Source organism: Lysinibacillus sp. FSL K6-0102 (genome assembly GCF_038003545.1).
Taxonomy (GTDB): Bacteria; Bacillota; Bacilli; order Bacillales_A; family Planococcaceae; genus Lysinibacillus; species Lysinibacillus capsici.
This window is the reverse complement of record NZ_JBBOPH010000001.1, coordinates 4,500,582-4,514,748: the sequence shown is the minus strand read 5'-3', so window position 1 is coordinate 4,514,748 and position 14,167 is coordinate 4,500,582. Positions and strand designations below refer to the sequence as shown.

Genomic DNA, 14,167 nt, shown 5'->3' with positions numbered 1-14,167 from the left:
ATTTTAATAAATTTTAGGTGGGATGATTTATGGCACATCACGTGCAGTCTCTAATTGAACATTACGGATACTTTGGAATTATCGTGATTCTAATTGGAGGTATTGTAGGGGTGCCACTTCCTGATGAGGTGTTTCTAACTTATGTAGGCTATAGTGTTTACCGAGAAAGTCTTGAACATATTCCTGCTTTAGTCAGTGCAATGATTGGTGCGGTTGGAGGCATTACCTTAAGCTACTATATTGGTTATCGTTTTGGCTTACCGTTATTGCAGAAATATGGGCCTAAAATTCATATTACAGAGCAAAAAATTGACTTTACGAAAAAGATGTTTACAAAAATAGGACCTACCCTATTATTAATTGGCTATTTTATCCCCGGGGTACGCCATTTGACAGCGTATATTGCGGCTATTAATAATTATCCTTATAGAAAGTTTGCGCTTTTTGCCTATACAGGGGCATTTATCTGGACGTTCACATTTATATCATTAGGAAAGATGCTTGGAGAGAAATGGCGATTTGTTGGATACTATCTGACTCATTATAGTATCTATCTTATCCTTTTATTTATTGTAGGGATGCTCATTGCTTACTTTCTATTCAAAAAAAGAAATGGACAAACATAAAAGTCGGTATACGCTATACCGACTTTTATGTTATGGCAAAATAGCAAATGAGCGCACAGGGAAACCAGATGCTTTTTCTGGCTTAGGTACGATATTGAAGATGATAGCGCCTTTCGCAGGTAGCTTGTCTAAATTCGTCATTAGCTCAATTTGATAGGTGTCTTGGTCAAGTACAAAATATTCGCCATCTAGCTTGCCATTTTTACGAAAATCAGCAGCAGAGTCCGTATCGAAAGTTTCATGACCAATTGCGCTTACCTTGCGTTCTTTTAGTAAAAACTGTAAAGCTTCTAAACCCCAGCCAGGGATATGGTTATGTCCATCTGCATCCTTATTACTGAAAGCCTCTTTATCTGGCCAGCGCTTACTCCAATCTGTGCGTAATGCTACAAATGTTCCTGCTTCAATTTCTCCATGCTTGTCCTCAAAATCAAGAATATCTTCAACACTTAATGAAAAATCATGGTTGCTCGCAGCCTCTTGTGATTTATCAATAACAACAAGGGGAAGAACAAGCTCTTTTAGTTCTAATTCTTCTAAGTAGCGAGTATCTCGCACAAAATGAATGGGTGGGTCGATATGTGTGCCATATTGACCAGGGAACGTGAATTGTTGAGCGAAGAAACCGTCCTTATGAGAAAATAACGTTTCAAATTTAGCGTCCTCAAACATAAAAAAATGTGGTGAATTAGGGCCGAATGTATGTGTTAAGTCAACCCACTGTTTCGATTTTAATAATTGCAATGCTTGTAAAAGTTCATTAGACATCGATTTCCCTGCTTTCTGTAAAAATAGTTGTAAATAAAAAGGAGTCCCCTAATAGAAGAGGACTCCTGCTGCAACAACGGTAGTTCTTCTTCTCATCTTCAAGGCTGATCATTTTGCCAATTGGAATTAGCACCATACTGTTAGCTGGTTGCTGAGACTTCATCGGGCCAATCCCTCCGTCTCTCTTGATAAGAAAAGTAATATAAGAATTTTCAGAAATAACAATACAAATACTTTAGCATAGTTTTTTATAGTTTACAAGTTCACTAGGAATTTTCACCAATTCAAATTTAAGGTGACTCCACAACAATCATTATCAATAAGACGTATTCTAAAACTGTCTGGTGTATAGTTTGTTTCAAATTTCATCGTAATGCCTGTTGATGTGATTAATTTTTCAACCTCTGTTTTATTTGAAAGTTGAGCAGCATTCATTAAATCATGTGCGAATTGTTGGGAGCTATCTATTTTATCCGTAAGTAATTGGGCTTGCTGCATCATCGCCTTTATCCGTGATGCTGAAGCTTTTAATTTGTGTGTATCGACAGGTGGAAAAGGATTATTGGTCGGCATTGCTAGATGTTGCGAAAAGGGTCTAATGGCAAAATGATTAGCGATAGGCGATGTTGGATAATGATAGGGATGCACAAAATACGGATAAGGATTGTAATACAAGGTCATTCCTCCTATCCTATAACTGATATCCTATCTTATGTAGCAAAACGGCTTTCGGTGTTATTAGCAGTGCAATGTTTGTCCTAATCATTTAAAAAGGAAGCTAAAGTAAGCTTCCTTTTAGCCAAGTACATTTAAGACATCATCAATTTTTTTACTATGTGATAAAATGCCATAATTCATCCATGTTAAAAAGTCTACTTCATAGACACAGTTGCTTTTAACGGCAGCTAGGTTTTTCCAAGTAGGAGTTTTTAAAATAGCACGTTCCTCATTTTCATAAATGGAATGTTGTTTATCAAAGGTAATAAATAAATGATCAGCATCTAATTGCAACAATTGAGCAAATGTCAGTTGTGCTTTACGTTGATTGTGCGGAATACTCCATACTAGTGAATGTGGCATTAAACCTAAGTCACGATATAAAATGGGGCCCGTATAGCCACATTCAGGACCCGCATATAGAGTAATACCAATGGCTGAAATACGGAGAAATGCTACACTTTGCCCATAAACAGATTTGCTAAGAATTCCTTTTGCTTGTTGTACTTTATCTTCATATTGTAGGATTACGTCTTGCATCAAGGAGGTTTTTCCTGTTAGATCTGCAATTTTAAATAAAGTAGATTGCCAATTTTCTCCAGGGTGTGAAAGATGGCAGACGGGGGCTACTTCATCTAAGTGCTGAAAGGATTCCCAACGCTCTACACCAGAATCTAACATAATTAAAGTTGGCTTATAGTAAAAGAGTCGATCCATTTCTCTATTTTGTACATCGATATCTGGCACTTTCTGTAGACCTAAATAGTCTTGTTTTCCCCATTTTGAATGACTGAATTGAGCAATTGGCGTAATCCCAAGCGCAACAAAGAAATCTTCTAAGAATGGTGCAAATACACGTATATGGCTGCTTTGATTTCTTCGATATTGTCCTGGAGAGATGCCGACATGTTCCTTAAAGCGACGATTGAAATAATACTCATTATTAAATCCGACAGACTGGCTAATTTCAAATACTCGATCATTTGTTGTCATTAATAAATGCTTAGCTTTTTCAATACGAAGTTTAGTTAAATAGTGAAGAGGAATTTGTCCCGTAATATCTTTAAAAATGCGCGTATAATTCCATCTTGGTACGTCAGCTAGCTGTGCTAGCTGCTCAACCGTCCACTCTTTTTCAAAATGTTTATGTAAATGGTTAATGGACTGCTCAACAGATTGTCGATCATTTTTTTGCATCTGCTTGGGTATGGTTTGATGTAAGAGTAATAACATCAGCTCTTGAAAGTGTACATGCTGTTCAAAAATCGTGTGTTCATCCTCCGCTAACCGGTTTTGATAGATGACTTCTAGCAGTCTATGACATTGTGAAAAGGGGAGAAGATGTCGTTCGCTGATACTTGTAAAATGACTATATGAATTTTGACTATTGCTGAGATTGACAATGTTGAATTGTAACTGATAAAAACAAAGGTGTTCACTTTGAATGTGGATACTAACCGTGTTATTTGGCGGAATCAATATGCACTTTTCTTCACTAAAATGAATGATGTCATGATCTATTTCTAGCTTTCCGCTACCATTCATTACGATGAAAAGTGTATAGAAATCACTACTAATCAATAACTTTTTTGACGGTTGAATTGAATAAGAGATATTTTGTAACGTATAAACATGTGTTAAGTTACCCATTGATAATTCACCCCTTTTTTTGAATTGGCAGAACAACACAAAGAAAGCCCTCATTAAGAGCTTTCTTTGGAAAATTATTTGACGAACCATTTCTCTAAATCATCATACTTTAGCAAGTTGGCTGTGATTGCGCCAGATTGCCAATATGTGCGATCAGCAATATAAACATGCCCATTTTTTACAGCAGGGAGTGTTTTCCATAGTGTACTATCTAACCATTTAATGGCTTCTTGGTTTTCTTTAGACTCCCATGTTCCGTTTGAAGGGAAAAGGATGATATGATCCGCATCTAATTCCGTGATAGCCTCTTCTGATAAAACCTCGTGAAACTCTGTCATATCACGGGCTAATGGATGTGGTGTTAAGCCTGCCTCTGTGTAAATATAGCCAGAGTAGCGATTTTTAATGCCAAATAACGCTAATGTATTATCTGCTACATTTAGTCGTACAACAGCAACTGTTTCGTCTCCGATTGATTCATCTAGTTTTGCTTTTAAATCGGAAACACGTTGCTCATATCGATCAACCATTTCTTTTGCTTTATCGGAAATATTTAAAACATCAGCTATTGTTTTCGCAATTTCACGTGGATCTTGTAGAATATCTTCTTTCAAGCGGTAAGTAGGCGCTACCTTTGAGTATTCATCATACTTTGCCTTGTCCGCGGCACCATCTACAATGATTAAATCAGGCTTGGCTTGTAATAATGTTTCCATGCTACCAGTAATGTCGAACTCAGGAACATCTAATCCTAAATAGTCCTGTTTTCCCCAAGATGGGTGATACCATTGCACAACGGGTTTTACATCCAAAGCAGTTAAATAGTCTTCCAAATAGATAGCAGCTACACACTGTGGATTTGTAGGAATTTCTACTTTTCCAAACTCGTCTTCTACAATTCTTGTATCTTTAGATGATTGTTCTTCTGTAGCTGTATCCTCTTTTACTTCATTTGAGCCACAGGCACCTAAGACGAATATAAGTGCAAAGAAAACTACAAATGAAAAATATCGACCTCTACGCATTTTATTCACTCCTACAGATTTACTAAAACAGTAAGGGTATTCCCTTAAATTAGAATGATAATCATTCTCGTTTGGTTCAAGTAAATTATAGGATACTACATATCAACAAACAATACACATTCTCTACTACTTTTTTATACAAAATGAAATTCAGAGAGTTATTGTTTTTTGTTATCGAAGAGTAACCATAAAAGTGTAACAATTGCAGCTAGCATAACCATCAGGAATCCGTATATAGGCGTATGCGCCAACGATTGGTGGCGAATAATAAAGCCTCCGATATATGAGCCTAAAAATATGCCAATATTGAAAGCAGAAATATTCAATGCTGAGGCCATTGAAATTGCTGATGGTATATATTTTTCAGATAGTAGAACAGCATATAGCTGCAATCCTGGGACATTCATAAACATGAACAATCCCATTGTCAGCACCATTATTAATCCCATAATAGGTGATTCAAGAGTAAAGCCAATGCCAAGCAATGCCAATGCAAGTCCAACAAAAATAATAAAGATGGAACGTAGTGGATTATGATTAGCAAAATGACCTCCAAGAGTATTACCGATAGCTACACAAATACCATAGACAACTAGAATAATGACGACTGTATGTGGGGAATACCCCATATATTGCTCTAAAATAGGTGAAACATATGTGTAGACAACAAAAGCACCGCCGTATCCAATTGCGGTAATGAAAAGTATTAAGATCATTCGAATATTGCCTAATACTTTGCCAATATCACGAATAGAGATGGGATTGCCTTTCGATAATTGGCTAGGTACTAACATTGCATTACTAATTAAACCGACAATTCCAATGACAACAATAAAAATGAATGACATACGCCAATCCGTTACTTGTCCAATAAATGTACCGAGTGGGACACCTGTTACAGTAGCTAATGTTAAGCCAGTAAACATAAAGGCAATAGCACTTGCTCGTTTATTTGGTTCCACTACATCTGCTGCTATAACAGAAGCGATGGACATAAACACACCATGTGCTAATGCTGAAATAATACGTCCGATTAATAGTAAAGCGAAATTAGGAGCTAAAGCGACTGCTAGGTTACCCACTATAAAAATGGACATGACAAGCAATAATACGGTTTTTCGACTAAGGCGGGATGTTAGGGCTGTTAATAATGGAGCCCCAACAGTTACCCCTAGTGCGTATATAGAAACGGTTAAGCCAGCTGTGCTAAGAGAAATACCAAAGTCATCTGTAATTAATGGTAAAAGTCCGACACTGATAAATTCAGTGGACCCTATACCAAATGCACTGATAGCAAGTGCTAGTAAGGTAAGTTTAGCATTTGGCTTTTTTGATTTTGACATTTTACTACTATCTCCTTTGATTTTTTTTATTATGTGTAGTAATATTCATACATACCAAAAAGATATGTAGAGTACTTTTAGTTACTTTTGGATATTACAGGAGGTTTACGATGCAAAAAGTTTATAATATTGGTGTTGAAGCTACACTAGAAGTTATTGGTGGTAAATGGAAACCAGTTATTCTTTGTCATTTAAACCACCATGGTAAAATTCGAACAAATGAATTTCGACGATTGATCCCAGGTATTTCACAAAAAATGCTCACAAACCAATTAAGGGAACTGGAGCAGGCTGGGTTAATCAATCGAAAGGTCTTCAATCAAGTACCACCAAAAGTTGAATATTCATTAACAGCCTATGGACAAGGAATGGAACCAATTCTGAACATGCTTTGTACGTGGGGTGAAAAACATGTTGAATTATTACAGGATAAAGGTGAAGATGTACTGTTAAAACAACGTGATGATGATATTGCCATGCAGCAAACATCATAATGAGGGGAGAAAGAGACTGTCATATACAAGACAGTCTCTTTCCTCTTTTTAATGCTTATAGAGCAAAGTCAAATTCATCTGGATTTGGTCCAACACGTTGTTCACGATTCATCTCATTGATTAATGCCATTTCTTCGTCTGTTAAAGTAAAGTCAAAGATATCAGCGTTTTGCATCATACGCTCTCTACGTACTGATTTTGGAATTGTAATCACTCCATTTTGTACATCCCAGCGTAAAATAACCTGAGCATTTGATTTTCCGTATTTTGTTGCGATTTTTGAAATTGTTTCATCTTCAAGAAGTCCACCTTGCATTAAAGGTGCCCATGCTTCAAGTTGAATTTGGTGCTTGTCACAGAATGAACGAAGCTCCACTTGTTGTAAGCGTGGGTGGAATTCCACTTGGTTCACAACAGGTTTAATATGAGCAAATGATAATAAGTTATCCAAGTGTGCCACAGTAAAGTTACATACACCGATTGCTTTGATCTTGCCTTGTTCATATAAGTCTTCAAGTGCTTTCCACGATTCAGCATATTTATCTTTACCAGGCCAATGAATTAGATAAAGGTCTAAATAATCTAATCCTAATTTTTTTAGGCTCTCTTCATATGCTGCAATTGTTTCATCATAGCTTAAACCATCGTTCCATACTTTAGATGTGATAAATAAATCTTCACGACGTAAGCCAGTAGATGCTAGAGCTTGTTTAATACCTTCTCCTACACCTGCTTCATTGCCATAAATAGCAGCAGTATCGATGCTTCGATAGCCAACCTCGATAGCATTTTTAACCATTTCTGCAGTAGCGTCATTTTCTACTTGAAAAACCCCTAAACCCATACCAGGCATTTGTAGGCCATTATTTAAAGTGATTGTATCTTGTAAATGAGTAATCATTTTTAGTCCTCCATGTTTTGTGATTATTGGATTGCTTACTCATTATGCTGCTAATAAACTCTCAAAAAAAGTACGTACTTTTTTGTGTCATAGAAACGTAGAGGTAACTTTTGTGAGCTGGCAATGATTAGAGGAATAAAAATATTTATTGATGATGAACGATTAAATAAAAATGTCACACCTGATTGGTCTTAACTACTAGTAAAAAATATCGAGTAGTCTACAAAAGGCTTTGGAGACAATTAAACAAATATTTTTCTTGCGGTAATAAAAGGAAATATACGTTCGGTAGAGAATTAAAGTAGTAATACTTTAAAAAGGGGATTTTGAAGATGAATCGTTTAAATTTAATTACATTAGGTGTTAAAGATATGGTGGAATCTCTAAATTTTTATCGAGAGGGACTGGGTTTTGAAGTGGTGGTATACGGAGAGGAGACGAATCCCGATGTCATGTTCTTTAATAATGGAGGAACAAAAATATCGTTATTTCCAATTGAACGTTTAGTCAAAGATATTAATGAATCCAATCCACCAGAAATTAGCCAAGGCTTTGGTGGAATCACGCTTGCCTATAATGGTAAATCAAAAGAAGAAGTAGATCGAGTCTTTGCATTAGCAAAAAAGGCGGGTGCAGAAATTATTAAGGAGCCCGTAACTGTATTTTGGGGTGGCTATAGTGGATATTTTCAAGATCCAAATGGCTACTATTGGGAAGTTGCCTATGGCGACATGTGGCAGTTTGATGAGAATGATATGCTGATTATTCAATAACTGTTCAAAAAGAGAGCAAACTAACGTTTCTAATTTGTTCTCTTTTTTATTAATCGTTAACAATAATACTTCCTCATTAAATCCACAAAGTTTTGAGCGGCTTTAGATAAATAATGATTCTTCAGCCATACGAGTCCTACTGAGGTGGATAATTCTGCTGATGGAATTTTGTATGTATGAAGTGGTAAATCTCCATATTGCTTTAAAATAGTTTCAGGTACGATAGAGGAGCTAAAGCCAGCAGCAATCAAGTTCATTAACAGTGCCGTATCTGAGCATTCTCCAACAATGTGGGACTGCAACTGGAAGCGAGAAAATGCTTCTAATATCGAATAATGTACGCCTAAGCCTTCAGTGCTTGGTAAAAGGATTGGATTTTGTATGTCAACTAAAGATACATCGTGTTCTAAGAAGTCGAATTTTTTGGATTGTATAAAGTAAAATGGTTCAGTGTACATATGAAGAACAGAGAAATCATCTAATTCTAAAGGTAAGCGAATGATGGCAAGTTCTACAATACGGTCTCTTACTAATTTACATAGATAAGAAGATTCGTTTTGTTGAATTTTATAAGTCACCTTTGGATAATATTGTTGAAATTGTTGTAGTAATTGAGGTAGCTCAATTACTGAAAATGTATTAATGCCCAATGTCAATCGACCATGAAGGCCTAATCCAATATCCTTAACCTCTGCTTCTGCCTCTTCCATTAATTGTGCAACCTGCAACGCATATTTGTATAATGTCTTTCCCGCTTCAGTTACTTCAAAATACTTGCCGCTCCTTTCTACCAACTTTGAACCGAGTTCTTCCTCCATCGTTTTTAAATGCTGACTTAACGGTGGTTGAGAAATATGTAACCTTTCAGCCGCAGCAGAAATCTTTTTTTCCTCCACAATTGCTATAAAATAGCGTAGTTGTCTTATATCCAAACATAAACACCCCTCTATTATAGGTAAAACCTAAGTAAATTATATTTCTCTAATATTTTTAATATAGTTAGGGCCATGTTAGCATATTTATCAAAGAAAAAAGAAGTAAAGTTTCTTTTTTCAAGCACCTAAATGTGAAGCGAGCAACGTCGATGAAAAAATAATTCAACTTAGGAGTATATGATTCTTGCATGCTTTGGGGCTTGCCTTGTAATACCGATTCCCTACACCTTTCTAAATGAATTTGAAGCAGTTGATAAAGTAGCAACGTATACTATAAAAGAGCAACTTTTATTAGTTGCTTTTTTCAATAAATCAACGTTTTTGAATTTCCTAAGAAAATAAATAACAGTTCCCCTATAATAACCATGTATGGAAATTATAAATTTCTAATTTTAGTTAAATGTATCAAGGAGGTTGAACATTGATTCGTATATTGTACATAGAAGATGAAAAAGAAATCGGACAATGGGTAAGCAAGGAATTAACTGAACGAGGTTATGACGTGACATGGCTGGAATCAGGGGAGGGGCTTGAGCAACATATTAACTCAAAAGATATTGCTATATTGGATGTGATGCTACCTGGATTGGACGGTTTTTCCTTAGGTAAAAGAATTAAACGGGAAAATAAAGACCTGCCAATTCTAATGTTATCAGCACGAACAGCTGTTGAAGATAAAATTGAAGGGCTGCATTTTGCTGATGATTACCTAACAAAGCCATTTCACCCTGATGAGCTCGTAGCAAGACTGGAAGTATTATTAAGAAGATATCAAAAAAGTGATGATGTACTGACATTGCAGCACCTTAAAATTGATACGAAAGATATGCAAATAATCAATACGATTGATGAAGAAGAAATTCTTTTGACAGGAAAACAATTTTATTTATTACAGTATTTTATTCGTCATTTAAATCAAATTTTAACGAAGGAACAACTCTATGAGGGTGTTTGGGGTGAGAGCTATATAGAAGGTGATAAAACACTCATGGTGCATATTCGTTACTTAAGAGAAAAAATAGAAATCAATCCTGCAAAGCCTATGATTATTGAAACAATCCGAGGCATTGGCTATAGGGTGAAACAATGAAATTTTTTCGATCATTATTAGCGAAATATATGCTCATTATTATATTAGCCATATCTATTGTGCAAATCTCCTATCTGGGTGTTGCTATTTTCGTATTAGGCATTACAAAGACAGGGACAGGAGATTTTTCAAGTGGAGTACTTGTAGAAAGTGATATTGAAGAGCAATGGCATGCACAGGCTAAAAATATGACCAATGCAACAGATGATGCGATTACGCAGTTATTTCAAAAGTGGCAAGAGCAATTTCCTACGGCTTCTATGTTTTGGGTAAGTGAAGAGGGGAACTTACTGACTACATGGAATGTGAAGGATCAGTTACCAGCAAAGTGGACACCAGCCTATACAACTCAATTTATAAAAGAACGTTATGGAGATGATCCATTTACTGTTATTGCCTTCTTAGGTGATGATATATCAAATGGCTTTATTGTATTAGAGATTCCAAGGGTAGCATTTAATCCTCCACTTATAAAGGTCTATGATAACTATGGTAACTTTTTATTTTTTGGTGTTATTGCAGTTATTTTATTTTTTATTGTAGTTTCGCTTTTATTTTTCAAGGGAATTCGAAAAAGACTATTACATCTGCAAGAGGCTATGGAAATACGTGATGTAGATGGTCTACCCATTGAAATTCAGGTGAAAAAACGAGATGAGATTGGGCAATTGGAGCATAGTTTTAACAGAATGGTTTGTGAACTGCGAGACAGTAAACAACGTCAACAGAAGGAAGAACAGCTAAGACGTGAACTGATTGCTAATTTATCACATGATTTACGGACACCTTTAACAAAGGTAAGAGCTCAATCCTATACAATTAGCAAAGAAGCGTTATCTGAGGAAGGGAAGCAGGCATTAAAGGCTATGGACACATCCATAGTGAATATTGATGCTTTAATTGAAAATTTGATGTCCTACACACTGCTTATGGCAAGTAAATATAAATTTGAACCGAAAGACATCAATGTTATCCGATTTGTAAGGGAACATCTAACGACATGGTATCCAGTTTTCGAGCGAGAAGGTTTTACAATCGATATTGAGCTACAGTCATTTGAACCTGTTGAATGGCGTGTTGATCCATTATGGTTAGGGAGAATATTTGATAATATTTTCCAAAACGTACTGCGCCACGCGAATAGTGGTAAATATATAAGTGTGAAAACCGAATCGACGGCGTGTTATACAGCATTTATTGTTGAGGATCATGGTCAAGGGATGAAAAATGAGTCGAATGCAAAGGGAGCCGGAATCGGCTTGTCAATTGTTGATGTCATGATAAAGGGCATGCATCTTGAATGGGATATCCATTCCGATCACTCTGGTACTAAAATTATCATAAAAAAATCTGCGAAGCTTGAGAAATAAATGCTTCGCAGATTTTTTTTATGATAGAAATGATTTTTTAAACAAAATTTAAACTTAGCCCATACCTTTTTTTAAACTTCCCTTTTTAAGATAGTTAAAGAGGTGAGGACATTGGAATATATCGTACAAACACAAAACTTATCAAAAAGCTTTGGAAAAGAGCAAGCTGTATCAAATTTGAACTTGCAAATACGCAAAGGTGAAATATATGGATTTTTAGGTCCGAATGGGGCAGGTAAAACGACTACAATTCGAATGCTTCTAGGTTTAATGAAGCCATCTTCTGGAACAATTAAAGTCTTTGAAAAGAATATTACGAAGGAACGTATCCAAATTTTAGCTAAGATTGGTTCGTTGGTGGAAAACCCTTCTTATTATCCACATTTAACAGCATATGAGAATCTAGAGGCACTAAGAAAAATACTAGGTGTACCGAAAACTCGAATCGATGAAGTTTTGGAAATTGTCCGTTTGAAGGAAGCTGCCCATAAAAAGGTCAAAGGTTTCTCTTTAGGAATGAAGCAACGTCTTGGTATTGCTGCTGCTTTACTACATAGTCCTGAATTACTTATTTTAGATGAACCAACGAATGGCCTAGATCCTTCAGGCATTATAGAGATTCGTAATTTAATTAAAAGATTACCAGAGGAATATGGCATGACCATTATAATCTCCAGCCATTTATTATCAGAGATTGATCAAATGGCAACACAAGTTGGGATTGTTTCGAAAGGGAAATTAATTTTCCAAGATTCTATTGAGGCTATGCGTCGATTTGCCCAACCAAAGGTTACCTTTAAAGTAAACAATGGTGAAAAAGGATGGCGCTTCTTATTAGCAAATGGTATTAAGGCAGATTATCAGGGTGGTGTGATTTTCTTAGAAGAGTGCTCGGATGAAAAGGTTGCTCATATTGTCCAAGTTCTTGTTCAGGAGGGTATATCGGTATTCCGAGTCGAGGAAGAGAAACGTTCATTGGAGGATATATTCCTCCAAATGACGATGGGAGAACAGGGGATATGATGGGAAAGCTATTAACTGCTGACTTCTTAAAAATCAAACGTAAAGGATTATGGCTTCTAACGCTTATTGGCCCTTTAGGGGTGGTTGCTCTGCAAATGGTCAATTATGGAGTAAGAAAGGATTATCTCTTACAGCAAAGTGAGGATGATTGGGGCTATTTCTTATTAAATGTGCATTCATTTACACCGCTTGCCATAGTCTTGGGTATTGCCATTCTTACGTCATTCATAGCAAGCATTGAAAATGAGACCAATGCTTGGAAGCAGCTCATTGCATTACCTGTTTCGAAATTAACCGTGTATTTGTCTAAATTTACGTTGTTAGCTATCTTACTATTCTTCGCCTCAACGTTATTAATGTTTTTTACGCTGAGCTACGGGTTGTTTTTAGAATTAGGTGACACGGTACCTTACATGGAGCTAGCCAAATATAGTTATTTCCCTGCTTTTGCAGCATTACCTATCTTGGCACTTCAATTGTGGATAGCGAGTGTAAGTCATAATCAAGGGATTCCTATAACTGTAGGCATTTTTGGGGTGATTTTTGCCTATTCTTCCTATGTTCTTCCAGATTGGATGATATGGAAATGGCCATCATTGATGAACCAATGGAATGAGCCGATGATCAATGTCTTATTAGGCGTAGGAATTGGTATCTTACTCTATATTATCGGCATGGTTGATTTTGCAAGAAGGGACGTGAAATAATGATTGCTTTACTTCAAGCTGAGTGGTTTAAGTTACGTAAATCAAAAATGGTACCAATTATTTTAGCAGGACCCATGATTGGACTTTTTATAGGACTATCCGCTAATTTAGAGGACAACATGCAGGGGATTGAAATCAATGAGTGGTATATATCGTTATTTTCGATGAATTTAACATATGCTCTATTATTTTTACCTCTTATTTCTGGTGTTTTTACCAGTCTTATTTGTAGGTATGAACATCAGTCTGGTGGATGGAAGCAACTTTTAGCATTACCAGTAACAAGAGGGAAAGTATTTGTTGCTAAATACATATTGATTATGCTGCTTGTTTTAGCAATGCAGATATTGTATTTAGGCTCGGTCTTTGCTGTTGGGATGGTAAAAGGCTATACAGATTCTTTTCCTATGGAGATTGTTTGGAAAAGCATAGTAGGAGGCTGGGTAGCGACATTGCCATTAGTAGCCTTGCAATTGTGGATGTCCATTATGTTTAAAAGCTTTGCTGCTCCATTTGCTGTTAATGTCATATTTACTTTACCATCAATTTTAGCAGTGAATTCTGAAAGAATTGGTCCGTATTATCCTTGGGCACAACCCTTTTCGATGATGTATATAGGGGGCAATACAGACGATGTATTCTTTGTACCGTGGGAGCAATTGTTAACCGTAGTAGGTGGCGGATTCATCGTATTTTTCCTCGGAGGATATTACTATTTCCAGCGAAAATCTATTTAAGCTAAAAG

15 protein-coding genes and 1 riboswitch are annotated in these 14,167 nt (G+C 36.2%); of the genes, 8 read left to right on the top strand and 7 right to left on the bottom strand.

What is annotated here, in order from left to right; translation table 11 throughout:
* The first annotated feature begins 29 nt into the window (after window positions 1–29).
* On the top strand, window positions 30–626 hold the full coding sequence (locus NYE73_RS22950; protein WP_036079620.1) for a DedA family protein: 597 nt from the start codon (window positions 30–32) through the stop codon (window positions 624–626).
* A gap of 30 nt (window positions 627–656) precedes the next feature.
* Here the strand turns inward: NYE73_RS22950 and NYE73_RS22945 are convergent, their stop codons facing one another.
* The 5 genes from NYE73_RS22945 to NYE73_RS22925 form a co-directional block, all read right to left on the bottom strand.
* Window positions 657–1,394 (bottom strand): cyclase family protein, encoded by a 738-nt coding sequence (locus NYE73_RS22945; protein ID WP_048394025.1) that lies wholly within the window; start codon window positions 1,392–1,394, stop codon window positions 657–659.
* An 89-nt stretch (window positions 1,395–1,483) separates the two neighbouring features.
* A riboswitch (SAM riboswitch) is annotated at window positions 1,484–1,589 on the bottom strand.
* An 81-nt stretch (window positions 1,590–1,670) separates the two neighbouring features.
* Window positions 1,671–2,075, bottom strand: coding sequence for a hypothetical protein (locus NYE73_RS22940; protein ID WP_233732235.1), 405 nt, complete (start codon window positions 2,073–2,075; stop codon window positions 1,671–1,673).
* A gap of 114 nt (window positions 2,076–2,189) precedes the next feature.
* The gene (locus NYE73_RS22935; RefSeq protein WP_259950493.1) at window positions 2,190–3,761 is read right to left on the bottom strand and encodes an AraC family transcriptional regulator; all 1,572 of its coding nucleotides are present in this window, start codon (window positions 3,759–3,761) and stop codon (window positions 2,190–2,192) included.
* A gap of 74 nt (window positions 3,762–3,835) precedes the next feature.
* Window positions 3,836–4,786 (bottom strand): ABC transporter substrate-binding protein, encoded by a 951-nt coding sequence (locus NYE73_RS22930; protein WP_259950494.1) that lies wholly within the window; start codon window positions 4,784–4,786, stop codon window positions 3,836–3,838.
* 158 nt (window positions 4,787–4,944) lie between these two features.
* A complete protein-coding gene (locus NYE73_RS22925; RefSeq protein ID WP_259950496.1) occupies window positions 4,945–6,129 on the bottom strand; it encodes an MFS transporter in 1,185 nt (394 codons plus the stop codon).
* Between the two features lie 110 nt (window positions 6,130–6,239).
* Between NYE73_RS22925 and NYE73_RS22920 the strand changes: the two genes are divergently transcribed.
* Window positions 6,240–6,623 (top strand): winged helix-turn-helix transcriptional regulator, encoded by a 384-nt coding sequence (locus tag NYE73_RS22920; protein ID WP_016992625.1) that lies wholly within the window; start codon window positions 6,240–6,242, stop codon window positions 6,621–6,623.
* Window positions 6,624–6,678: 55 nt separating this feature from the next.
* Here the strand turns inward: NYE73_RS22920 and NYE73_RS22915 are convergent, their stop codons facing one another.
* On the bottom strand, window positions 6,679–7,524 hold the full coding sequence (locus NYE73_RS22915) for an aldo/keto reductase (protein WP_016992626.1): 846 nt from the start codon (window positions 7,522–7,524) through the stop codon (window positions 6,679–6,681).
* A gap of 332 nt (window positions 7,525–7,856) precedes the next feature.
* On the opposite strand from NYE73_RS22915, the gene NYE73_RS22910 reads away from it, so the two are divergent.
* Entirely contained in the window at window positions 7,857–8,297 is a 441-nt protein-coding gene (locus NYE73_RS22910) for a VOC family protein (RefSeq protein WP_048394038.1), read from the top strand.
* A gap of 56 nt (window positions 8,298–8,353) precedes the next feature.
* On the opposite strand, the gene NYE73_RS22905 is transcribed toward NYE73_RS22910, so the two are convergent.
* Window positions 8,354–9,229, bottom strand: coding sequence for a LysR family transcriptional regulator (locus tag NYE73_RS22905; RefSeq protein ID WP_259950499.1), 876 nt, complete (start codon window positions 9,227–9,229; stop codon window positions 8,354–8,356).
* Window positions 9,230–9,653: 424 nt separating this feature from the next.
* Between NYE73_RS22905 and NYE73_RS22900 the strand changes: the two genes are divergently transcribed.
* The 5 genes from NYE73_RS22900 (at window position 9,654) to NYE73_RS22880 (ending at window position 14,159) form a co-directional block, all read left to right on the top strand.
* Entirely contained in the window at window positions 9,654–10,322 is a 669-nt protein-coding gene (locus NYE73_RS22900; RefSeq protein WP_115673124.1) for a response regulator transcription factor, read from the top strand.
* On the top strand, window positions 10,319–11,692 hold the full coding sequence (locus NYE73_RS22895) for a sensor histidine kinase (RefSeq protein ID WP_259950500.1): 1,374 nt from the start codon (window positions 10,319–10,321) through the stop codon (window positions 11,690–11,692). The genes NYE73_RS22900 and NYE73_RS22895 overlap by 4 nt, the downstream gene beginning before the upstream one ends.
* A gap of 111 nt (window positions 11,693–11,803) precedes the next feature.
* Window positions 11,804–12,715, top strand: a complete 912-nt coding sequence (locus NYE73_RS22890) for an ABC transporter ATP-binding protein (protein ID WP_066037952.1) — start codon at window positions 11,804–11,806, stop codon at window positions 12,713–12,715.
* Window positions 12,712–13,422, top strand: a complete 711-nt coding sequence (locus NYE73_RS22885) for an ABC transporter permease (RefSeq protein ID WP_004231689.1) — start codon at window positions 12,712–12,714, stop codon at window positions 13,420–13,422. Before NYE73_RS22890 ends, NYE73_RS22885 begins: the two co-directional genes overlap by 4 nt.
* Window positions 13,422–14,159, top strand: coding sequence for an ABC transporter permease (locus tag NYE73_RS22880; RefSeq protein ID WP_048394044.1), 738 nt, complete (start codon window positions 13,422–13,424; stop codon window positions 14,157–14,159). Before NYE73_RS22885 ends, NYE73_RS22880 begins: the two co-directional genes overlap by 1 nt.
* The last annotated feature ends 8 nt before the right edge of the window (window positions 14,160–14,167 follow it).

Bases quoted from the DNA above. Each gene is read 5' to 3' on its own strand.
- NYE73_RS22950 (WP_036079620.1), top strand. From the start codon at position 30: ATGGCACATCACGTGCAGTCTCTAATTGAACATTACGGATACTTTGGA.
- NYE73_RS22920 (WP_016992625.1), top strand. From the start codon at position 6,240: ATGCAAAAAGTTTATAATATTGGTGTTGAAGCTACACTAGAAGTTATT.
- NYE73_RS22910 (WP_048394038.1), top strand. From the start codon at position 7,857: ATGAATCGTTTAAATTTAATTACATTAGGTGTTAAAGATATGGTGGAA.
- NYE73_RS22915 (WP_016992626.1), bottom strand. From the start codon at position 7,524: ATGATTACTCATTTACAAGATACAATCACTTTAAATAATGGCCTACAA.
- NYE73_RS22930 (WP_259950494.1), bottom strand. From the start codon at position 4,786: ATGCGTAGAGGTCGATATTTTTCATTTGTAGTTTTCTTTGCACTTATA.
- NYE73_RS22925 (WP_259950496.1), bottom strand. From the start codon at position 6,129: ATGTCAAAATCAAAAAAGCCAAATGCTAAACTTACCTTACTAGCACTT.
- NYE73_RS22880 (WP_048394044.1), top strand. From the start codon at position 13,422: ATGATTGCTTTACTTCAAGCTGAGTGGTTTAAGTTACGTAAATCAAAA.
- NYE73_RS22935 (WP_259950493.1), bottom strand. From the start codon at position 3,761: ATGGGTAACTTAACACATGTTTATACGTTACAAAATATCTCTTATTCA.
- NYE73_RS22940 (WP_233732235.1), bottom strand. From the start codon at position 2,075: ATGACCTTGTATTACAATCCTTATCCGTATTTTGTGCATCCCTATCAT.
- NYE73_RS22885 (WP_004231689.1), top strand. From the start codon at position 12,712: ATGATGGGAAAGCTATTAACTGCTGACTTCTTAAAAATCAAACGTAAA.
- NYE73_RS22945 (WP_048394025.1), bottom strand. From the start codon at position 1,394: ATGTCTAATGAACTTTTACAAGCATTGCAATTATTAAAATCGAAACAG.
- NYE73_RS22895 (WP_259950500.1), top strand. From the start codon at position 10,319: ATGAAATTTTTTCGATCATTATTAGCGAAATATATGCTCATTATTATA.